Here is a 21,020-nt window from a genome sequence, read left to right on the forward strand (position 1 = left end):
CGCCTTCGCATCAGTAGCTCGCCACCTCGAGGGCCTCGTCGACGGCGGCATCGATCGCGGCAAGCGCCTCGTCGATCGAGATGTCGCCGTTGATCGCCGCCACAATGTACTGCTTCTGGGCCTCCCACCGGGCGGCCTGGGCGTAGCGCTCAGCCGTGATGTTCTCGAGGTTCGCACGCGTCAGCTGCTCCAGTAGCGCGCCGCGATTCGGATCAGCCTCGACCAGCGCATCGACCTGCTTGCGGATGTCGTCGCTGACCTTGTCGAGTTCGTACGCGAACAGCGGCGCCTTCTCCATGTAGCGCACTCCCTGCTCGGGTGAGGTCATCCACTTCATGAATGCGCCCGCGGCCTCCAGCTCCTCGGATGCCGCGTTGGCGACGAGGAATTCTCCGTCAGTGTAGGAGCTCGCGTTGTCGGGACCCTCGGGCATGGGAGCGAGGGCCCACTCGTCGCTCAGCGTCGATGCGGTGATCTCGGGCAGGTGGAGCTGTTGGAAGGTGAACATGGCAACGGTGCCATCGATGAACCCGCCCTTGGCGCTGGGGCCGGGCGAAGAGATGCCCTCCTCCACGAAGCTGCGGAGGTACTCGAGCGCTTCGCGTCCGGCATTCGAGTCTGCATCCGCCTTGGTGAAGTCATCGACGAGCTGCTCGCCGCCGGCCTGGTAGAAGAAGTTCGCCCAGGTGTGGTTGATGGCGTTGAGGTGGTCGTCCATGCCCTTGATCTGGAATCCCATCACTGGATCCCCCGCTGCCGCGGACTCGGTGGTGATCGTTGCCGCGGTCTCCTTGAGCTCGTCCCACGTCTCGGGCGGCCCATCGACGCCGTACTGCTCGAGCACGGTCTTGTTGTAGTAGAGGAGGTTTGTGTAGTACCCGATCGGCACGCCATAGATCTCACCGTCGTGGCCGGCAGCCGCTTCGATGATGTTGAGGAACGGGTCGACATCCTCTTCGGTGTATCCGAGCTCGGCCAGCGAGGCGAGCGACCCGGAAGACAGGAAGTCCTGGTTGACGGGGGCCATGATGAACACATCTGGGCCCGTGCCGGCGCCGACGGCCTGGATGATCTTGTCGCGCCCGTCGGCCCACTGCAGGCCGGTCAGTTCGACGATGACGTCGTCCTGGCTCGTATTGAACTCATCTACGTAGGCAGCCACTTCCTCCTCGGTGTGCCCGCCGAACGGCATGCTCCAGAAGTCGATGGTCACGGGTTCATTGTTCTGGTCTTCCGAGGTGTCGTCCCCGGTGTCACTGCCGGTTCCGGAGCATCCGGCGAGAATCAGGGCGACAGCCGCTGCGGCTGCGATCCCCCATGTTGCTCTGCGCTGAAACATCTTCGTCTCTCCTTGGTTGTTGGGTGTGGGCGTTGCAAGTAGTCAGTCCAAGATCACGCCGGCGCCCCGTAGCGCATTCTGCAACGTGGTCATGTCCAGATCGCGCACCCGCCTGTCGGACGCGACCGCGAGAGCAGCGGCAGTGCCGGCGGCCTGCCCCATCGCCATCGCGGTTGCGGTGACCCGCGACGAGCCGGCGGCTCGACGCGTCGCCGAGTGGCAGCGGCCGGCGACGAGCAGGTCGTCCCAGCCCTGAGGCAGCAGCGTCCGGAACGGAATGTCGTACGGCTCTGGCGTCCACGCGTCGTAGTCGTGTGTTCCCGCGCGATCGGTCGGATGGATGTCCACATAGAAGACGCCTTTCAACACGGCGTCATCGAACCGGCGGCTCGTTCGGATGTCCTCTTCGGTCAGCTGGTAGTCGCCGACGATGCGCCGGGTCTCCCGGACTCCGACCGAGGGACCGCTGTAAATGAGGTACGCGGCGCGGAACTCGGGCACGCGCTCCCGCCAGGCGCGCACGAGTGCGTTGGCGTCCTTGCGACCGCGGATCTCGGCCGCGGTGAGGTCGGCGGGGTCGGTACCGTCCCCGGGCATGCGCGTGATGTTGAACACGAGCTCGTCGGGAGCGTGTGCGAAGTCGTCGTGTTCGGCATGGAAGAAGTACAGACCGAGGTCGCCGGAGTCGTGCAGGTCTTCGACGACCTCCCGCATGCGAGAAGTGAGGGTGTCACTGTCTTCCACGTTTCCCACGCGGAAATGGAGTGTGAGCGGCTGCATGGGCATGCTGCGCTCGATGGGCGCGCCCGCCCATGCGGCGACATCGCCGTCGCCGGTCGTGTCGATGGTGACCTTCGGTCGCACGACGGTGAGTCCGGCCTTGTTCGCCAGCACCACTTCGTCGACCCGCCCGTCGGCAGCTCGCACTCCAGCGACCGACGTGTGGAAGAGGAGGTCGAGCGAGTCGCTCTGCTCCGTGAGCATTTCGTCGGCGACATGCTTGAACGCTTCTGGATCCAGAGGAAGGAAGGGGTGCTCGAGATGGGTCTGGCCGACGGCGGCAAGATCAAGTCGCTGAAGTACCTCGACCGGGATGCCGCCGACGGCGATGCGCCCGCTGCCTAAGTGAGCGACACCGTCGAACCACGGGTTCCCGACACGCGTCAGAATGCCGCCGACGAAGCCCGCCTGCTCGACGAGCAGCGTGCGGGCGCCGTCGCGGGCGGCGGCGAGGGCTGCGCCGAATCCGGCGCATCCTCCACCCGCGACGAGCACGTCGACATCGGTGACGGGAAGGTCGGCTACAAAATGCGTGGTGGTCATCCTTGACTCTCTAAATTGGTGCGCTCCAGAACGGATCAGACGCTACACCGCAACTGCGGGAATCACAACTGCGGCGTGCCCTACCGTGAGAAACCGCGCCAATACGCCCTGGATGACTACGCCGGCGCCGCGCAGAAAGTCGCACGCCCACTCAGAGAATCGTTGCTTAATTTTGGCGCGCTCCATATTGTGTGAGCGTACCAACGTGGTGCGTTCACAAAGAGGTGGAGAAACTATGCGTGCTGAACACCTGGGACGACGGTCCGCCAGCCGTCCGATGCAGAGGGCGTCCCGCGTCATCCCAATCCCAACCCCAAGACGATCGAAAAGGTGGGGGGTCTGGATCGGCTTCGCTCTGACGACCAGCCTGATCGTCGGCAGCATCACCGCGAGCGCTGAGAACGCGTACGCAGCCGACGAGTTCGACGAGTTGCGGGCCAAGTGGCACGAGATGGTGACAGGTGGCGCCGGCCTGCCTCAATCCGACCCTGACATCACTGCTCGGACCGACGATATCGAGGCCGCGGCGAGCACCCACTGGAACTCGATGGATACCTCGCCCACGCGAACGCGGCTGTGGAGCAATCTCGGCGGGAGCGGCAGCGACGTCAAGCTGACCTACCGCAAACTGAAGCAGATGGCGCTCGCGTACTCTGTGGAGGGTTCGAGCCTGCAGGGCGATCCACAGCTGCGAACCGACATCGTGTCGGCCATGGACTGGATGTACGCCAACTTCTATAACGAGAACACCCCGGATGTCGGCAACTGGTGGGACTGGGACATCGGAACGCCGCTCGAGCTGAACGACATCGTCGTGATGATGTACGACGAGTTCACAGCGACGCAACGCACCAACTACATGGCCGGTGTCGAGCGTTTCTCTCCGTCAGTGACTGGGACGGGAGCGAATCGGGTGTGGATGGCCGTGGTGGTTGGAGTCCGGGGAATCATCGTCAAAGATGGCGCGAAGGTGAGCGCGGCTCGAGATGGCCTCAGCGACGTCTTTGCTTACGCATCTAGCGGTGACGGCTTCTATCGTGATGGCTCATTCATCCAGCACACGAGCATCGCTTACACCGGCGGGTACGGGAAGAATCTGCTCTCAGATGTAGCGAACATCATGTTCGTTCTCGACGGGTCAACCTGGGAAGTGGTCGACCCGCGCAAGCAGGTCGTCATGCGGTGGGTCTACGACAGTTTCGAGCCGCTGATGTACGAGGGTGCCATGGCCGACATGGTCCGCGGGAGAGAGATCTCTCGTTTCAGCTTTCAAGACCATGTGACCGGCCACCACCTGATGCAGTCGCTCATTCGCGTCTCGCAGTTCGCGCCGTTGGCGGATGCGCGCGCCATCCGATCGATGGTCAAACGTTGGATAGTCGAAGACAGCTACCAGAACTTCTATGACCTCGCGAGCATCAACATGATCGTTCTTGCGAAGGCGATCATGAGCGACAGCACGACCTCCGCCCGCGGCGCTCTCGTTCGCAATGCCCAGTTCCCCGAGATGGATCGGGTCATGCATCTGCGGCCGGAGTTCGGCTTCGGGATCAGCATGCACTCCACCCGTATCAGCAACTATGAGTCGATCAACGCTGAGCACAAGCGTGGGTGGCACACCGGCGACGGAATGACGTACCTCTACAACGAGGATCTCGGACAGTTCTCCGGTGACTTCTGGCCGACGGTGAACTCGTATCGCTTGCCCGGAACGACCGTGCTGAAGGACTCCACAGTCACTCAGGGAAGGGGCGGGAGCGACGCCGTTGGCGGCGCAACGCTCGGCGAATACGGTGTGGTCGGCATGCGACTCAGGCCCCCGGGGCAGACGCTCGATGCGAGGAAGGCGTGGTTCATGTTCGACAACGAGATCGTCGCGCTGGGCGCCGGGATCTCCGCCACGGACGGCAAGGTGGTTGAGACGATTGTTGAGAACCGGAAACTGAACGACACGGGCAACAACACGTTCACCGCAGATGGGATCACCCGCTCCACTGCGCTCGGGTGGACTGAATCGATGACCGGAGTCAGCTGGGCTCATCTGCAGGGGAACGTCTCCGGAGCCGACATCGGCTACGTCTTCCCGGGGTCTGCCACAGTCCAGGGTCTCCGCGAGTCCCGCACCGCGAAGTGGAGCGACATCAACACCTACAGCGGTTTCGGGAACACCGCTTCCAAAACACGCAACTACCTGTCGATGTGGATGGATCACGGCGTAGATCCGACGAACGGCACGTACTCCTACATCGTGGTTCCGGGTGCGACGCCGGCACAGGTCAGTACATATGCGTCAGCACCACCGATCACGGTCCTGTCGAACACGTCCGACGCGCAGGCAGTGTCGAAGCCTTCGTTGGGCATCACCGCCGCGCAGTTCTGGCGGATGGGGAGCACGACCGCAGGGCCCATCACGAGCGACTCGATCGCCTCGGTCGTTGTCCGTGAGACTGCCGATGAGATCGCCGTCTCGGTCGCCGATCCGACGCACGTCCACACGGGCAGCATTGCGGTTACCGTCGCGCTCCCTGCGGCGTGCGTCGTCGAAAGCGATCCGACCATCACCGTCAGCCAGGTGACCCCCGGCGTGCAACTCAGCGTCAACGCTGCCGGATCGGAGGGGAAGTCTCACACGGTCGTGCTCCGAAAGAGCGGCACGTGCGTGGCGGCTGGGCAAAGCGTTCACACCTTCGAGGTCGAGAACCTTCCTCTGGCATCGTCCGGAGACCTGCATACGGTGTACTCGACCGATACGCAGGCCAGCGGAGGAAAGTGGCGCCGCTACGATTCCAACGCTGTCGGAGACTTCATCGAGCACGCTGTCGATGTGCCGAGCGTCGGTACGTACCGAGTGCTGGTGAAGTCGAAGAATGCCGGCGACCGCGGGGTCGCACAGGTCGCGATTCAAGGGACCGACGCTGGCGTCCCCCTCGACTTCTATGCCGCGAGCAGCGGGGCGTTCGTGTCGACGAACATCGGCACAGTCTCGTTTGCGCACGCGGGGCCTAAGACGATTCGATTCACCGTCACAGGCAAGAACTCCGCGAGCTCCGGATACCGAATCCCGCTGGACTCGATAGTCCTGGAGCGCATCGGAGGACTGCCAGCCGGGGCAGTTCACGAGACCGAAGCGCTTCCTGCGACATCGTCATCCGGCGACACCGTCTCGATCGTCAACGACAGTGGTGCCAGCGGCGGGAAGTTGACCAAGCTGACGGCGAATGCTGTCGGGGACTATGTCGACTTCGCAATGCCGGTGGTGGCGCCCGGCACCTACGACGTCAAGGTACGGGTCAAGAAGTATTCCGACCGCGGCCGCTTCCAGCTCTACATCAACGGGCACACTCAAGGCCTTGAGCAGGATTTGTACGCGACATCGCAGGCGTTCAAAACTCTCGAATTCGGCACAGTGCACATCACGGCGCCCGGCACCGTCACTCTGCGATTCCAGGTGACCGGCACATCAGGCCTGAAGCACGATCTCGCCCTCGACTCAGTGGAGCTGATTTCACGTTGAGCGCCGACACGCGGCAACCGAGCTGATCTGACGACAGGCTACGAGAGCCTCGGCCGCACGGCCGGGGCTCTCGTCGCGCGATCCTCTGCACACCCGACGAATGGGCGCGCGGACGCTGATCGACGTCACCTACACCGCCGTGCGACTAGCAGCAGGGTGCCACCTGTTTGGGGTGCAACACCTTGCAGGGTTGGGGACACTCCGGGGGACACTTGTCGTCTACGGCATGCGAAACCGCAGATTCCATCATTCGCATGCTTCGTGGGAAACAGTGACTGACCGGGGGTTTTTGGCGGAGACGGAGGGATTTGAACCCTCGGTCCCCGTAAGGGGACTCCACCTTAGCAGGGTGGTGCACTAGGCCTGACTATGCGACGTCTCCAGGCAACAACACTGCACAGCAGCATTCTTGCGCCCAGCAATCATAACCGCTGAGCGCACCTGCGCCGAACCGGCCTCAGTTCTCCGGGAGGGTGCAGGTCGTCTGCGCCGCGGTCTGCCCCGCGATGTCGGACGGAAGCTCGACACGCTCCTCCGCGACCGGAGCAGCCGGGGTCTCCCCCATCGGCGTCTCCCCCGTCGGCTCCTCCGCCGCCGGCGTCTCGCCGGAGCCGTCGACCGGAGCGGGCGGCTGAACCGCCTCACCGGTCACTTCGACGCCATACCCCTGGCTGGCGTCGCCGGTCAGAGTCAGCGGCTGGTTGGCGGCGAGCGCGGCGAACAGGGCGTCCGCGGCATCCTTCACCGGCATCACGCGACTGGCGCCGTCACCCGAGGCATAGCGGGTCGGGTACTGGACGAACACGATGTCTTCGTAGGGCACATCCTTGACGGCCATGGCGATCTGCACCATCAGCGTGGGGTTCGTGAGCCCCGAGCTCAGGACGAGCTGCTTCTGCTGCACTTGGCTGATCGCGGTCGTCGCGAGGTTGAGCAGGCGGCCCGGATCGGCGAGCACCGCGTCGGACTGCAGCTTGCGCACCATCGACGACATGAACTGCTGCTGGTTCGAGATACGCCCGAGGTCGGAGCCGTCGCCGATGCCGTGACGGATGCGCAGGAACTGCAGCGCCTCGACGCCCACCAGCGTGTGGTTGCCGGCGGTGAGGTTCAAACCGGTGTGCTTGTCGCTGATGTCTCCCGCGACGCACACGTCGACGCCGCCGATCGCGTCCGACATGTTGATCACGCCGGTCCAGCGGATCGACGCGGCGAAGTGGATCTCCTCGCCCGTGAGCTGCTCGACCGTGAGCACGGTGCAGTTGAGCCCGCCATACATGTACGAGGCGTTGATCATCTGCGCCGACATCGCGGAGTAGTTGCCGCTGCCGTCCTCCTTGGGGCACGACGGAATCGGCACGATCATGTCGCGCGGGAACGACACGACCGTCACGCGACGCGGCTCGTCCGAGATGTGCACGAGCATCGTCACGTCGTTGCGCTCACCCGGCGAGTCGTCGTTCGCACAGCGCGGGAAGAGGGCGACGTCCTGACCCTCGCACGAGTCCGATCCGACCACGAGTACGTTCACGCCGCCCTCGATGGCACCGAGCGACGGCGGCAGAGGCGTGTCTTCGTCGAGCACGACCGCGTTCGCACCGATCGCCTGGGCCGCATCCCACACCGTGTAGGCGGCGATTCCGGTGGCGCTCACGCCGACGACACCGAGCACGACCGCGAACATCGACAACATGGTGACGAACGGATGCCGCGTCCGCAGCACGCCGTGACGCGCGAGTGGCGTCTGCCCCTCGCCAGAGGGGCCCTTCGATCGCGCCATCAGCCGTTGGCCCTCAGGTTACCGGCCGAGCAGGTCTGGTCGGCGGCGGACTGGCCGGGGATGTCGTCCAGCGGCACTGCGGTCTGAGTCGGGGCCAGCGTATCGGTGGCGCCGGGTGTGGGCGCCGTCTCGACGGGCTCCTCGGTGGGCTGCGGGTCGACCGTCACCACACCGCCGGTGAGGTTGGGGTCACTTGTCAGCTCGATCGGCTCGTTGGCCTCGAGTGCCGCCCAGAGCTTGTCGGCGGCCTCGTGATTGGGGACGACGCGGTTGCTGTCAGCGGGGTCTGTGAAGACCGGGTACTGCACGAAGTTGATCTCCTCGAAGGGGACGTCCTTCACAGCCAGCGCGATCTGCACCAGGGTCATCGGGTTGGTCAGCGACTGGCTGGGCGTGATGTTGTCGACCGCAGTCGTGGCGAGCTTGTACAGCGTTGCCGGGTCGGAGAGCACCTCATCGCTGCGGAGCTTGCGGGCGAGGCTCGACATGTACTGGCCCTGGTTGCTGATGCGAGCCAGGTCGCTGCCGTTCTCCAGCCCGTACCGCGTACGCAGGAACTGGAGTGCCTCGATGCCTTCGATCGTGCGAGGACCGGCGGGCCAATCGATGCCGGTGTTGCGGTCGCGGATGCCGCCGTTGCCGATGCAGACATCCACCCCGCCGATGGCGTTGGTGATGTTGATGACGTTGCCGAAGCTCACCTTCGCCGCGTAGGGGATGTTCTGGCCGCTGAGGTCCGACACCGTCTTGACGACGCACGACAGGCCACCGCGGCCCCACGCCTCATTGATCTGAGTCTTCGACGTCGCCGACGCCTGCGAGCCGTCCTCGCGCGTGCACGAGGGCTGCGCGATCATCAAGTCTCGCGGGAACGACACGACCGTCACGCGGCGCGGATTGTTCGAGATGTGCACGAGCATGTTGACGTCGTTGAGCTGGCCGCCCGCGTCGGCGCCGGTGCATCGTGCGCCGAAGAGGTATGCGTACTCCTCTTCGCACTCATCGGTGCCCACGAGCAGCAGATCGACGCCGCCTTCGATGGCCCCGATGTCGGGGGGGACGGTGCCCTGCCCCTCGAGTTCGACGGCTTCGTCACCGAAGCTGGCCGCAAGGTCGTATGCGGCATATGCTGCGACGCCCGCTCCCGACACGAGTACGACGGCGACGATCACCCCGAGGATCTTCAGGAGGAACGCCAGCGGATTGGGCGACGACAGCGCACCGTGCCGCGCGACCGTGCGACGGCCGCGCCGGGCGGTCTTGCTCGTCTCGCTCACTCGGTTCCTCTCGGGGAAGTTGCTCTCACCGTTCGCCCCCGACACGCTCTGCGGAGGGTGTGGGATTCGAACCCACGGGACATTGCTGCCCACTGGTTTTCAAGACCAGGTCCATCGGCCGCTCGGACAACCCTCCCGACTTCCGCCGCTCACCTCATGGGCTCTGCGGCATCTGTCGAACAGGCGTCGAGTCTATCCGACAGCACTGCTGGCCCATTCTTCCAACAGCGGCTGGCAATCCTCTGAAGGGCACACGGATGCCGCGCTCAATCCATGTCGATGCCCGGGTATGCGGCCTCGTACAGGGCGACGACGTCTCGGTACTGCGCGTCGAGCTCGGATTGACGCACCTCGGTCGCGGCCTTCGCCTCGACGAGCGCCGCCTCGCGGGCCTGGATGTCGGGCAGGAGGGCGTTCAGCTCGTCCAGACGCGTGGCGAGGTGTGCCTCCCAGCTCACCGTCGTGCTGGTGCCGTCCGCACCGGTCGTCGTGACGGACCACTGCGCCCGTTCTGCAGGATCCAGCGCGTTGTACGCATCGGCATCGGAGTTGTACTGCGCCACCTGCATGTCATGGAAGGCCCGATCGGCGCGGCACTGCGCCTCGGCGTCGAGGGTGGCCTGCAGCTCTGCGAGCAGGGCCGACTCGTTGTCGCGGTAGCTCTGCACCAGATTCGCGAGCAGACCCTCGGTCTGCGCGTAGACGCCGACGACGCTCGCCCGGTCGGTGAAGTACCGCGCGAAGATCTCCTCGACGCGCGGCGCGAAGCCGCCGGGCAGTTCTATCTGCGTCCCGAGGTAGGCGAACAACTCGGTGCCGCGATTCGGCTCGTACCCGCGCACGGAGCGCTCGATCTGCGCACGCACCGGGTGATCCGCCGGCAGCCGTGCGAGTTCCACCGCCATCAACGCATCGATCTCGGCCTGTTCACCATCGCCCAGCTCGTCGTATGCCGCGTGGAGCATCTCGTGCATCGCGGTGGTGAGCGTCCAGCCCGCGAGCCGGTCGTCGGGCGGGTCGTACACGACGATCCGGCCGGCCCCTCGAACCGGGCCGGGCAGATAGCAGCCGTAGAACTCCGGGCGGTCGGCACCTTCCCCACTTGAGCCGCATTCACGGTCGATGGATCGGCTCATCACCCGCGGTGACGCGTCGTACCAGAGCTGTCTCGCCTCCTCGGTGAGCATTCCCCGATCGGCCAGTTCGACCACCTCGGGGGGCGGCGGCGCCGACCAGATCGGAGAGCCACCGTTGGCCGCGGTCGCCCACCACACTCCGGCGGTGATCGCGATGGCCGCCAACACGAGGCTCACGACCGTCCGGCGCAGCCGGCGACCGCGATGAACAACATCGAACGGACCGTGCGTCGGCCGTGGCGGCGGCGGCTCGAACAGTGTCATGCGCGGAATCTAGGCACCCGCGGTGAACATCGCGTGATGCGAGGGCGACGATCCGGGTTCAGAGGGAGCGGAGGATGGCGGCGACGCCGCCGGCCTGGACCGAGACGGTGGTCTCGCCCGCGGCATCCCGCACGTCCTGCGGTCCCTGCTCCATCGCGACCGCACGTCCGCCGTTCTCGAGCGCCCAGCGGAACATGCCGAGGTCGTTACGCCCGTCGCCCATCACGAGCACGTGCGCCGGGTCGATGCCGAGCGCGGTGCGTACGCGCTCCAGGCCCGTGCTCTTGTCGACGCCCTGCGGCGCGATGTCGAGCCACGCCGTCCAGCCGACGGCGTACGACACCTTGTGCAGCCCGATGCGCTCGACGAGCTCGAGGAACTCCTCCTCGCCCTGACCGGGCGAGACCACGACGATGCGGCAGACGGGCTGCGCGCCGAGCTCCTCGAAGGGCACGCGTCGCGCATGGCCGAGGTTCCAGTCCTGCAGATACTCGGTGTACAGGCGCATGCCGTCGGGCAGTTCCACGAGATAGCGGGCCTGAGGCAGGTGCTCGCGCAGCAGCGTCAGCACCTCGCGCGGATCGAACGTCTCGACGTGCCAGCGCTCGTATTCCAGCTCGCCGGCATCCAGGCGCCGCAGCACCACGGCGCCGTTCGAGCACACGACGTACTCGGGGGCGATCTGCAGTTGCTGCAGGATGCCGCGGGTGCTGCCCCAGCTGCGGCCCGTGGCGATCATCACCTCGTGGCCTGCGCTCTGCGCATCTGCGACGGCCTCGACGACGCCGGGACTGAGCGACTCGTCCTCGAGGATCACGGTGCCGTCGACGTCGAGGGCGATGAGCATGCGCTCGACGACGGAGGGGGCTGCGGTCGTCTCGCGGGCGAGCTCCTCGACGACGTCGGCCGCTTCGGCCGGTTCGACGAGGTCGATCTCACCGGTCTCGGGAAGGCGCGCCTCGGCGGACGGATCGTCGGCAGGGGTCACGCGGTCGGCTCCAGGACCTCGAGTCCGCCGAGGAACGGACGCAGCACCTCGGGAACCAGCACCGAACCGTCCTCGCGCTGATGCGTCTCGAGCATCGCGACGATCCAGCGGGTGGTCGCCAGCGTGCCGTTCAGCGTCGCGACGTGCTGCGTCTTACCTCCGCCCTTGTTGCCAGGATCGGCCGGCAGACGGTGGCGGATGTCGAGCCGTCGCGCCTGGAACGTCGTGCAGTTCGAGGTCGAGGTCAGTTCGCGGTAGGCGTTCTGCGTCGGCACCCACGCCTCGACGTCGTACTTGCGCGCGGCACTGGACCCCAGATCGCCGGCCGCGACGTCGATCACGCGGTACGAGAGGCCCAGGTCCTGCAGCATCTGCTCCTGCAGCGCGACCAGGCGCAGGTGCTCGGCCTCGGCGTCCTCCGGTGTCGTGTAGACGAACATCTCGAGCTTGTTGAACTGGTGGACGCGGATGATGCCGCGCGTGTCCTTGCCGTACGAGCCGGCCTCACGGCGGTAGCACGTCGACCAGCCCGCGTAGCGCTTGGCCCCCTTGGTCAGATCGATGATCTCGTCCATGTGGTACCCGGCCAGCGGCACCTCACTGGTGCCGACCAGGTACAGGTCGTCCTCTTCAAGGTGGTAGACCTCGGCGGCGTGCTGCCCGAGGAATCCGGTGCCGCGCATGACCTCCGGGCGCACGAGCGTCGGCGGGATCAGCGGCGTGAATCCGGCCTGCAGAGCACGATCCAGTCCGAGGTTCATGAGGGCGATCTCGAGGCGCGCCCCGATCCCGGTGAGGAAGTAGAAGCGGCTTCCCGACACTTTCGTACCGCGCTCCATGTCGATCGCGCCGAGCAGTTCGCCCAGCTCGAGGTGATCGCGCGGCTCGAACGAGAAAGCCGGGCGCTCGCCGTGCGTGCGCAGCGTGACGAAATCCGCTTCGCCACCGGCCGGCACGCCGTCGATGACGATGTTCTCGATCCGGGCGAGAGCGGCGACGGATGCCTCCTCCGCGGCGGTGACCGCGTGCTGGGCCTGCTTGACCCGTTCGCTCAACTCCTTGGCCTCGGCGACGAGGGCGGCCTTCTCCTCCTTGGGCGCCTGCGCGACCCGTTTGCCGTGCGCGTTCTGCGCGGCGCGGAGCTCTTCGAAGGCCGTGATCGCGGCGCGACGGGCGCGGTCGGCCTCGACGGCGTCGTCCACCGTGGCCGGCGACTCCCCGCGCGCCTCCTGCGAGCGCTTGACCAGCTCGGGATTGTCGCGAAGAAGCACAGGATCGATCACGCTGCAAGCTTAGTCGCGCACCGCGCCGAGGCATCCGGGCATCAAGACGCGATGTCGCGCACCCATTTCTTCTGGAAACAGTGCGCCGCCGGCGTGCTGATCAGTACAGTGAGGCATGCGCAGCCGGGGGATGGCGGGGGTCACCGGTCTCGCGTGCGCGCTGCTGCTGAGCGCCTGCACCGTCGTAACGCCTGAGGCGGAGCCCTCCTCCACGCCCGGCCCCGAGCCCGTCGCCGGCGCTTGTCCGACCGGAACAACGCTCGAAGGCGGACTGTGCCTCAACGGCGACGAGGTATCGGAAGAACTGGCCGGCATCCTGCGCGCCGAGTTCGAAGCCGACGCGCTGTCGGCCGTCATCGCCGGCGTGTGGCACGACGGCGAGCCGGTGCTCTTCGGCGCCCTCGGCGATTCCATGCCAGGCATCCCGGCGACACCCGACATGCACCACATGCTCGGCAATCTGTCGACGCCGATGCTCACGACCGCGCTGCTGCAGCAGGTGCAGGCCGGGGTTCTCGACCTGGATGACACCGTGGCGAAGTGGTACCCCGAGGTTCCCGCGGCCGACACGGTCACCGTCGAGATGCTGCTGCACAACACGGCCGGCTACTCGCAGTTCACCGGGCAGGACGACTTTCTGGCCGACCTGTACGCCGACCCGTTCCGCGTATGGCAGATCGACGAGATCATCGACATCGGAACGGCCGGCGGACCGCTGTTCGAGCCGGGGACGGACTGGATGTTCTCCGACACCAACTCCGCCGTCCTGGTCGGCATCCTCGCGAAGGCGACGGGCACTCCGGTGGCCGACCTGATCCAGACCGGCATTGTCGACCCGCTCGGGATGGACGACACCACACTCGCTCGCGACGGCGACTGGCCACAACCCGTGCTCCATGGATACGACGGCGAGCGCGGCGTATGGGAGGACGTCACGTACTGGAACCCCTCGTGGGCCCACTTCGCCGGCGGAACCGGCAGCAACGCCGGCGATGTCGCAGTCTTCCTCGACGCGCTCGGATCGGGCGAGCTGCTCTCGGACGAGTACCACGAGCTGCAGTTCGCCTCGACGACCGCCGGAATCGGGACGAACACCGACGACCAGTACTGGGCGATGGGGTTCCTCGTCGTCAACGACTGGGTCTTCATGAACCCCGGCATCCCGGGCTACTACGGCGCGGGCGGCACGCTGCCCGACGAGGGATGGACGATGGTCGTCTACACGACCGCGTCCCAGCGCACTGATCCCGCCGCTGCGACCGCGACCGACATCTTCCGGCAGTTCACCAGCGTGGTGTCGCCCGCGCACTCGCTCGACAACTGATACCCGCACTTAGAGTAAGACGCATGGCAGCGGCATCCGGAACCGGTGATCAGACCTCGCCTCCCGACGAGCCCGACGCCCCGCATCCGGCGGACGAGATCTACGCGGACGGCCCCGACGCCGAGGAGCTGGCAGCCTCCGAAGCGCAGATCGCCGAGGAGGTGGCGGCGGATACCGGAGGCCACCGCGAGAATGCGCCCGACCCGGCCGCGGCGGCGAAGCCCGACGAGGTCATCCGCGAGCCCGAAGACATCGAGCCCGACACCGCCGACGACGAGACGGGCCGGGCCCGCCGCGTCGACACCGAAGGACGCACCGAGCCGCTCGCCGACACCGAGGAGCGCCCGACCCCGAAGGCCGCGCTCGTCTACAACCCCACCAAGGTCGACGCCGACGCCCTGCGCGACATCGTGACCCGCGCGTCGGCCGACGCCGGCTGGTCGGAGCCGCTGTTCTACGAGACCACGGTCGACGACCTCGGCGACGACGTCACGCGCCAGGCGCTGGCCGAGAACGCGACGGCCGTGCTGGTCGCCGGCGGCGACGGTACGGTGCGCGCCGTGTCGGAGGCGATGGCCGGTTCCGGTGTGCCGCTGGCGATCGTGCCGAGCGGGACGGGCAACCTCCTCGCGCGCAACCTCAAGCTGCCGCTGACCGAGCCCGAGGCCATGGTGCGTGCGGTGTTCGACGGGGATCGCCTGGCGATGGACATCGGGTGGTCCGAGCTGCGGCGCCCCGACGGCGAGACAGCGGAGCATGCCTTCGTGGTCATGGGCGGCATCGGGCTCGACGCCGCGATGATCGCCAACACCAACCCGCAGCTGAAGAAGACGGTGGGCTGGGTGGCCTACGTCGACGGCGCGGCGCGATCGCTCGCGAGCGCCAGGCCGTTCCGTGTCATGTACGAGCTCCCCGGCCACCGCCTGCACTCCGCGCGCGTGCAGAGCGTGCTGTTCGCCAACTGCGGCTCGCTGCCTGCGGGGCTCGAGCTTATCCCCGAGGCATCCATCACCGACGGCGCGCTCGACATCGTCATCTTCCAGCCCAAGGGCCCGCTCGGCTGGATCTTCGTCTGGCGCCGCGTCGCGTGGGACAACAGCTTCCTGCGGCGCTTCCGCGCCGGCCGGCGCGTGCTCGCGCTGCGCACGAAAGACAACGCCGTGCGCTACTCCCGCGGCGCGGGCATCGAACTCGCGACGCACGAGGCGCAGCCGGTGCAGCTCGACGGCGACGAGTTCGGCGAGGCGGTGTCGGTCAAGACCCGCGTCGAGCCCGGTGCCCTGACGATCGTCGTGCCGAACGGCCACTCGACCGACGGGCTCTGAACGGTTGCCCGGACGGCGGCGGCTGAGCACCGCCGTCCGGGCGTCACCCCGCGGGTCAGCGCGCCGAGCGCAGGCCTCCCACGTTGCCGGGGGCTCCGTCGACCGGCAGCACCAGCTTGGAGGCGAGCACCGCGTCCCGGTGCACGATGAGCAGCGGTGCCGGCTCGAACTCGGTCCGCATGCTCTCGCGCACATCCGCCCCCGTGATCGTCACGCGCAGCCGGTGGCCTTCGGGGAAGACGTACGACGTCGGCAGGAGGTCCACGCGCATCGTCCGCGGTTCACCCGGCGCGAGCGCCTCGTAGTCGGCCTCCGTGCCGCGGTACCAAGGCGTACCGAGCACATCCCAGGGCGAATCGCCCGTGGCGCTCAGCGCCGCCCTGACCCTTCCGTCCGTGACGATCCGCACGGATCCATCGGGGGCGACATCCTCCAGGTAGACGAAGACGTTCTGATCAGGTGCCGTGGACGACAGAGTGAGCTCGAGCTCGGGATGACCGGTCACTTCCACGTCCGAGGTCAGCACCTCGGTGGTGTACGTCAGACCGTGCTCGTCCTGCGGACACGTCTGCCCCAGCCCGACCGGCGCGGGGCAGGTCAGCGCGTAGTCGACCTGGTACTCGTCCGCCCCGCCTCGCCCGCGGGGGTGATCGAGCCCGAGCGTGCCGTCATTGACCGACTCGACCGTGCCGCTGCGCCCCTGACCCAGGTAGAGCGACGCTTCGTGTGAGCGGCTCGGCCAGACATCCGACTGGCGCCACTCGCTCTGACCGTCGCCGTGCTCGACGAGCCACGTGTACGCCGGCTCGTCCATGATCCCGTTCTCCACGCCCTTCAGCCAGTAGTCGAAGAACCGGTGCCGCTCGGCGACGATGTCGAAGCCGTCCGAACCGCAGTGTCCCCACGGGCCGACGAGCACCTTGTGCGGGTTGGCGAGGGAGGCGGCGCTCACGAGCACCTCCTTGCGGAAGTCGTCCTGCCAGCCGTCCCAGCTGTACAGCGCCGCGCCCGACCGCTCGATCTCGTCGCGATAGGTCGCGACGCTGAACTCTTCCCAGGGCTGCGTGCCGACCGCGTCCACGTGACTGTCGCGGAACGGCGCCGCGCGCCACATGTCGCGCAGCGACGTGTTCGCCTGATGCTCGAGCGCGGCCTGCCGCAGCAGCGCACCCCCGTCGTCGCCGTCCACCGGCAGGTTGGTCAGATCCTGCTCGAGGGTGCGGTTCGGGCCGACGCCCCAGTTGGCGCGGATCCCTCCGCGGTTGAAGCCGTCGAACTTGTGGAACGAGTAGTTGCCCGCGAACACCGCCTTCAGGTGCGGCGATCCGGCGGTCGCCGCGTGCATCGCCGCCTCTCCGGTGTTCGAGCAGCCGAACACCCCGATCCGGTCGGTCGACCACGGCTGGTCCTCGAACCACTCCATGACGTCGTGGGCGTCGCGCGCCTCGGCCCTCGGGTGATAGCCCTGCATGGTGCCGAACGACGCGCCGTTGCCCCGCCGGTCGACGAAGGCCACCACGTAGCCGTGCTTCGTGAGCTCCGCCATTCCGCTCTCGACGCCGGCGAGCCGCACTGCGCCGGATGCGGTGACCGACGCCCGGCTGAGCTGGTGCTCCCACACCACCGGATGCGGCGTCTCCACCGCCACCCCGTCGACGGCCGGCCGGTACACGTCCACCGCGAGGCGCGTGCCGTCGCGCATCGGGACGTACTGGGATTCGCGCACCCACTCGTCGTAGAGCTCGGGTGAGTAGCCCTCGTACACGCCGGGTTCCGACACCCGCTCGTCTGCGACGGCCGGAGCCGTGGCGAGCGTCGCGCCGGCGATCGCGAGCGCCGCCACTCCCGCCGCCCACATCCGCCTGGTCCGTACTCGCGTGGTCCGTGCTCGTGCCCTGATCATGCCGCCTCATCTCACCGTCGAGAGTCAGGAATCTCCGACCCGGGTGGGACGAAGGAATATCAGTTTGGTTGATATTCCTGAGATGCGTCAAGCCCTGCCCGTGCTCGGAGCGCACGGAGCACGCCGCCCGCGACGGCCGCCGCGGCCAGGGCACCAGGCATCCGTCAGCCCTTGACCGCTCCGCCCATGCCTGCGCTGTTGAGGAAGATCCGCTGGAACAACAGGAACAGCGCAACCGGGATGACCGTCGAGATCGCGAGTGCCGCGAGGAAGACATCCAGCTCGATGAACTGCTGGAGCTGCGGCAGCCGTACGGACAGCGGCTGGATCGCCGGGTCCTTCAGCACGAGCAGCGGCCACAGGAAGTCCTTCCAGGCCGCGATCACCGCGAACACCGACACGACTCCGACGATGGGCCGCGACATCGGCAGCACCACCGACCAGAACAGCCGATACGGACCGGCGCCGTCCATGCGGGCCGCCTCGAAGACCTCGCGGGGCAGCGAGTCGAAGAACCGCATCACCAGCAGCACGTTGAAGGCGTTCGCCCCCGCCGGAAGCCACACCGCCCAGAAGGTGTTGATCAGGGATTGACCCAACAGCGGCGGCTGCACGATCGTCAGATAGAGCGGCACCAGGAGCACGATGCTCGGCACGAACAGCGTCGCCATCACGAGCCAGACCACGAGCTTGCCGTACCGCGGTCGCAGCACCGAGAGCGCGTAGCCTGCCGTCGTTGCCACGAGCACCTGAACCAGCCACACTCCCAGGGCGATCACGACGGTGTTGAAGAAGTACTTGTCGATCTCGACGCGCGTCCAGGCCTCGCCGAGGTTCGCCCAGTCGATCCCGTTCGGCCACAGGGCCAGCGGCTGGCGCAGCGTGTCCTGCGTCGGTGTGACAGCAGATTTCGCCAGCCACAGGATCGGGCCGAGCCCGACCACGATCAGCGACAGCAGCAGGATCGCGTGGGTCAGGCGAGTCGTGGCGCGCACGCGGCGACGCCCCCAGTCGGCGGTGGACAGGATGCCGCGATCGGCGTCCGCGGCCGTCTTGCGGCGCCCGCGGACCGGCGTCTCGACCGCGCTCACGAGGTGCTCCACGACTTGGTGAGGCGGAAGTACACGGCAGAGAAGACGGCGAGCACCACGGCGAGCATGATGCTCAGCGCGGTGGCGGCCCCGTAGTCCCCGCCCAGGCTGTTCTGGAACGCGTACTTGTAGATCAGCATCAGCACCGTCATCGTCGAGTTGGCGGGGCCGCCCGCCGTGAGCAGGAACGGTTCGAGGAAGACCTGCGCCGTGCCGATGATCTGCAGGATGAAGGTCACCAGGAGCACGCCGCGCAGCTGAGGGATCGTCACGTGCCACACCTTGCGCCACACCCCCGCACCATCCACTTCGGCCGCGTCGTAGAGCTCCGGCGCCACGCCGATGAGGGCGGCGAGGTAGATGATGACCGTGCCGCCAGCGGCGGACCACGTCGCGAACAGCACGATCGACGGCATCGCCGTGGACGGATCCTGCAGCCACGGCAACGGGCCTACGCCGAACCAGCCGATGATCGTGTTGAACACGCCGTTCGGGGAGGCGTCATAGAAGAACTTCCACAGCAGCGCCCCGACGACCGGCGGGACGATGACCGGCAGGTACGCCAGCGCGCTGTACAGCCCGCGACCGCGGCGCACCTCGCTCATCAGCACCGCCACCACGAGCGGGATCGGGTAGCCGAGAAGGAGTGCGAGAAGCGCGAACCACAGAGTGTTCATCACGGCCGTGCCGAGCAGCGGGTCGTTCAGCACGGTCGCGAAATTCTCGAGTCCGACCCATTCGGCCGGAGCGATGAGGTTCGTCTGCTGGAACGCCATGACGGCGGCATCCACGATCGGCTTCCACGAGAACAGCACGAAGCTGAACAGCAACGGAATCAAGAAGACGAGAGTGTGGGGTCCGTCGCTGCGGAACCAGCCGGACATGCCGCGACGGCGGCGTGGAGGTTGCGCCGCACGCTCGATCGTCTCGAACGTGTCGGCAGCAGTCGGCGGTGCCGTCGTCGGCGTCAGCTGCGTCATGGCGGGTCCTGTCGTGTCGTTCCGGGCAGCGAGCGTGGTGCGGTCTCCCGGGGCGCGGTCACGTGCCCCGGGAGACCGGCGCCGCGCTACTCGGCTGCGGCCTCGTACAGCGCCTCGGCCTGCGTCTGCGCGTCGGCCAGGAGAGCAGCGATGTCGGCGTTCTCGTCCGTCAGCACCGCCTGGACGACCGTGTCGAGGAGGGCATAGACGTCCTGCGTCGCCACTCGGGGCTCGGCGATCAGCGGCTGCTCGAAGATCGCGTCGGTATAGGGCGCCATCTGCTCGATCGGCACGTTCACGAACGGCGCGATCCACTCCTGGTACTGCTGGTACTGCTCCTGGTCGAAGATCGGCAGCTCGGGGGCGCCCACAGGCTGGTCCAGCGACGCCGCGAGCTCGGCCGTCTCGATGACGGTCTCTTCATCGGCGAGCTTGGCGAGATAGTAGAAGTCGATCCACTTCACCGCTGCGGCCTGCTCGGCCTCAGTCGCCTTCGGACTGACTGCGGCCAGCGTGCCGCCGCCCAGCAGACCGGGGTCCTCGCCCTGAAGCGGCAGCACCGTGAGTCCGTAGTCGTCCGGGTTGAGTGCGTTCTGGGTCACCAGGTTGCCGTAATTGCCGCCGCCCGACACGTACATGCCGATGCGACCCGATGCGAAGTCCTGGTTGATCGTTCCCCAGTCGTAGAGGAAATTGGAGCCCATCGAGTTGTCGCTCCATCGCAGGTCGTGCAGGTACTGCAGGACGTCCGCGACGGCCGGGTCGGAGTCCAGCGTCGGCGCGGTCGAGTCCTCGTTCTCGGTGCGGCCTCCGAACGCGTTGACAAGTGTCGTGAGGATCCAGCCGCCGGTGTTGCCCGAGGTCATGGTGGCGTAGCCGGCCTCACCCGTGGCATCCGCGATCTGCTTGGCGGCCTCCCGCACTTCGTCCCATGTCGTCGGCGGCGCGTCCGGGTCGAGTCCGGCGGCCTCGAACAGGGCCCGGTTGTAGTGCAGGCCCTGGCCGTAGGCGGCGATCGGGACCGCCCATTGCGCGCCGTCATCCGCCTGGCCGGCTTGCGCGATGTTCGGATTGAACTGATCGGCGTACGGCAGCTCGGCCACGAGCTCCGAGATGTCGGCGATCTGCTCATTGGCGATCAACCCGCGCCCGTCGGTGAACGGGATCGGGAAGACGTCGGGCAGGGTTCCGCCCGCGAGATCGGTGGTGAAGGTCGGGGCGGTCCAGGTGTACTCCTGTGCCTCGACGGTGATGTCGGGGTTGGCTTCTTCGAAGGCCTCTACGCGCGCGTCGAAGTTGTCACGCGCCTCCTTCTCGAGGCCCGCGTCGATGGCGACGGAGATGGTCACCGTGCCGTCGGACTCACCGCCGGGTGCAGCGCAGCCCGCGAGCAGCGCGGCCGCCGAGGTGAAGGCGAGCGCGCCGAGGGTGGCGCGTCGGGTCGTGGACGTCATTGTCTGGTCCTTTCGGTCCTGCTGTGGTGTTGGTGTGGT

14 protein-coding genes and 2 tRNA genes are annotated in these 21,020 nt (G+C 67.0%); 3 read left to right on the plus strand and 13 right to left on the minus strand.

The genetic code is table 11. From position 1 onward, the window contains the following. Nucleotides 1–10 precede the first annotated feature (10 nt). Together HF576_RS05340 and HF576_RS05345 are read right to left on the minus strand one after the other, a co-directional pair. A complete protein-coding gene (locus HF576_RS05340) occupies nt 11–1,213 on the minus strand; it encodes an extracellular solute-binding protein (RefSeq protein ID WP_168911694.1) in 1,203 nt (400 codons plus the stop codon). Nucleotides 1,214–1,381: 168 nt separating this feature from the next. Beyond that, a complete protein-coding gene (locus tag HF576_RS05345) occupies nt 1,382–2,662 on the minus strand; it encodes an FAD-dependent oxidoreductase (RefSeq protein WP_168911695.1) in 1,281 nt (426 codons plus the stop codon). 235 nt (nt 2,663–2,897) lie between these two features. Between HF576_RS05345 and HF576_RS05350 the strand changes: the two genes are divergently transcribed. Continuing rightward, nucleotides 2,898–6,176 (plus strand): polysaccharide lyase family 8 super-sandwich domain-containing protein, encoded by a 3,279-nt coding sequence (locus HF576_RS05350; RefSeq protein ID WP_168911696.1) that lies wholly within the window; start codon nt 2,898–2,900, stop codon nt 6,174–6,176. 290 nt (nt 6,177–6,466) lie between these two features. Here HF576_RS05350 and HF576_RS05355 read toward each other — a convergent pair. The 7 genes from HF576_RS05355 to serS form a co-directional block, all read right to left on the minus strand. Next, nucleotides 6,467–6,558 (minus strand) — tRNA-Ser (locus HF576_RS05355). Between the two features lie 75 nt (nt 6,559–6,633). Next, nucleotides 6,634–7,956, minus strand: coding sequence for an LCP family protein (locus HF576_RS05360; protein WP_168911697.1), 1,323 nt, complete (start codon nt 7,954–7,956; stop codon nt 6,634–6,636). Continuing rightward, the gene (locus HF576_RS05365) at nt 7,956–9,233 is read right to left on the minus strand and encodes an LCP family glycopolymer transferase (protein WP_168911698.1); all 1,278 of its coding nucleotides are present in this window, start codon (nt 9,231–9,233) and stop codon (nt 7,956–7,958) included. The genes HF576_RS05360 and HF576_RS05365 overlap by 1 nt, the downstream gene beginning before the upstream one ends. A gap of 51 nt (nt 9,234–9,284) precedes the next feature. Then, nucleotides 9,285–9,369 (minus strand) — tRNA-Ser (locus HF576_RS05370). 130 nt (nt 9,370–9,499) lie between these two features. Continuing rightward, nucleotides 9,500–10,633, minus strand: a complete 1,134-nt coding sequence (locus tag HF576_RS05375; RefSeq protein WP_168911699.1) for a hypothetical protein — start codon at nt 10,631–10,633, stop codon at nt 9,500–9,502. Nucleotides 10,634–10,691: 58 nt separating this feature from the next. After that, nucleotides 10,692–11,621: an HAD family hydrolase gene (locus tag HF576_RS05380; RefSeq protein WP_343234169.1), complete on the minus strand. Its 930-nt coding sequence runs from the start codon at nt 11,619–11,621 to the stop codon at nt 10,692–10,694. Next, nucleotides 11,618–12,904: a serine--tRNA ligase gene (serS, locus tag HF576_RS05385; RefSeq protein ID WP_168911700.1), complete on the minus strand. Its 1,287-nt coding sequence runs from the start codon at nt 12,902–12,904 to the stop codon at nt 11,618–11,620. Before serS ends, HF576_RS05380 begins: the two co-directional genes overlap by 4 nt. A 115-nt stretch (nt 12,905–13,019) precedes the next feature. Here serS and HF576_RS05390 point away from each other — a divergent pair, with 115 nt between their 5' ends. Both HF576_RS05390 and HF576_RS05395 read left to right on the plus strand, forming a co-directional pair. Then, entirely contained in the window at nt 13,020–14,228 is a 1,209-nt protein-coding gene (locus tag HF576_RS05390; RefSeq protein WP_168911701.1) for a serine hydrolase domain-containing protein, read from the plus strand. A gap of 23 nt (nt 14,229–14,251) precedes the next feature. Further along, nucleotides 14,252–15,553 (plus strand): diacylglycerol/lipid kinase family protein, encoded by a 1,302-nt coding sequence (locus tag HF576_RS05395; RefSeq protein ID WP_205834730.1) that lies wholly within the window; start codon nt 14,252–14,254, stop codon nt 15,551–15,553. Nucleotides 15,554–15,608: 55 nt separating this feature from the next. On the opposite strand, the gene HF576_RS05400 is transcribed toward HF576_RS05395, so the two are convergent. From HF576_RS05400 to HF576_RS05415, 4 genes are all read right to left on the minus strand, one after another. Next, entirely contained in the window at nt 15,609–17,411 is a 1,803-nt protein-coding gene (locus HF576_RS05400) for a CocE/NonD family hydrolase (protein WP_168911702.1), read from the minus strand. Between the two features lie 209 nt (nt 17,412–17,620). Beyond that, nucleotides 17,621–18,547 carry a carbohydrate ABC transporter permease gene (locus tag HF576_RS05405; protein ID WP_343234170.1) on the minus strand — a complete coding sequence of 309 codons (927 nt, stop codon included), beginning with the start codon at nt 18,545–18,547 and terminating at the stop codon, nt 17,621–17,623. Continuing rightward, nucleotides 18,544–19,527, minus strand: a complete 984-nt coding sequence (locus tag HF576_RS05410; protein ID WP_425522975.1) for a carbohydrate ABC transporter permease — start codon at nt 19,525–19,527, stop codon at nt 18,544–18,546. The genes HF576_RS05405 and HF576_RS05410 overlap by 4 nt, the downstream gene beginning before the upstream one ends. 86 nt (nt 19,528–19,613) lie before the next feature. Beyond that, entirely contained in the window at nt 19,614–20,981 is a 1,368-nt protein-coding gene (locus HF576_RS05415; RefSeq protein WP_168911704.1) for an ABC transporter substrate-binding protein, read from the minus strand. Between the last annotated feature and the right edge of the window lie 39 nt (nt 20,982–21,020).

The sequence above is a fragment of the Microbacterium salsuginis genome, from assembly GCF_012524205.1.
GTDB classification, from domain to species: domain Bacteria; phylum Actinomycetota; class Actinomycetes; order Actinomycetales; family Microbacteriaceae; genus Microbacterium; species Microbacterium salsuginis.

What these genes read in the sequence shown, in the direction of transcription:
- HF576_RS05345 (WP_168911695.1), bottom strand. Translation starts at nt 2,662, where the DNA reads ATGACCACCACGCATTTTGTAGCCGACCTTCCCGTCACCGATGTCGAC.
- HF576_RS05350 (WP_168911696.1), top strand. Translation starts at nt 2,898, where the DNA reads ATGCGTGCTGAACACCTGGGACGACGGTCCGCCAGCCGTCCGATGCAG.
- HF576_RS05360 (WP_168911697.1), bottom strand. Translation starts at nt 7,956, where the DNA reads ATGGCGCGATCGAAGGGCCCCTCTGGCGAGGGGCAGACGCCACTCGCG.
- HF576_RS05375 (WP_168911699.1), bottom strand. Translation starts at nt 10,633, where the DNA reads ATGACACTGTTCGAGCCGCCGCCGCCACGGCCGACGCACGGTCCGTTC.
- HF576_RS05390 (WP_168911701.1), top strand. Translation starts at nt 13,020, where the DNA reads ATGCGCAGCCGGGGGATGGCGGGGGTCACCGGTCTCGCGTGCGCGCTG.
- HF576_RS05395 (WP_205834730.1), top strand. Translation starts at nt 14,252, where the DNA reads ATGGCAGCGGCATCCGGAACCGGTGATCAGACCTCGCCTCCCGACGAG.
- HF576_RS05400 (WP_168911702.1), bottom strand. Translation starts at nt 17,411, where the DNA reads ATGTGGGCGGCGGGAGTGGCGGCGCTCGCGATCGCCGGCGCGACGCTC.
- HF576_RS05410 (WP_425522975.1), bottom strand. Translation starts at nt 19,527, where the DNA reads ATGACGCAGCTGACGCCGACGACGGCACCGCCGACTGCTGCCGACACG.
- HF576_RS05415 (WP_168911704.1), bottom strand. Translation starts at nt 20,981, where the DNA reads ATGACGTCCACGACCCGACGCGCCACCCTCGGCGCGCTCGCCTTCACC.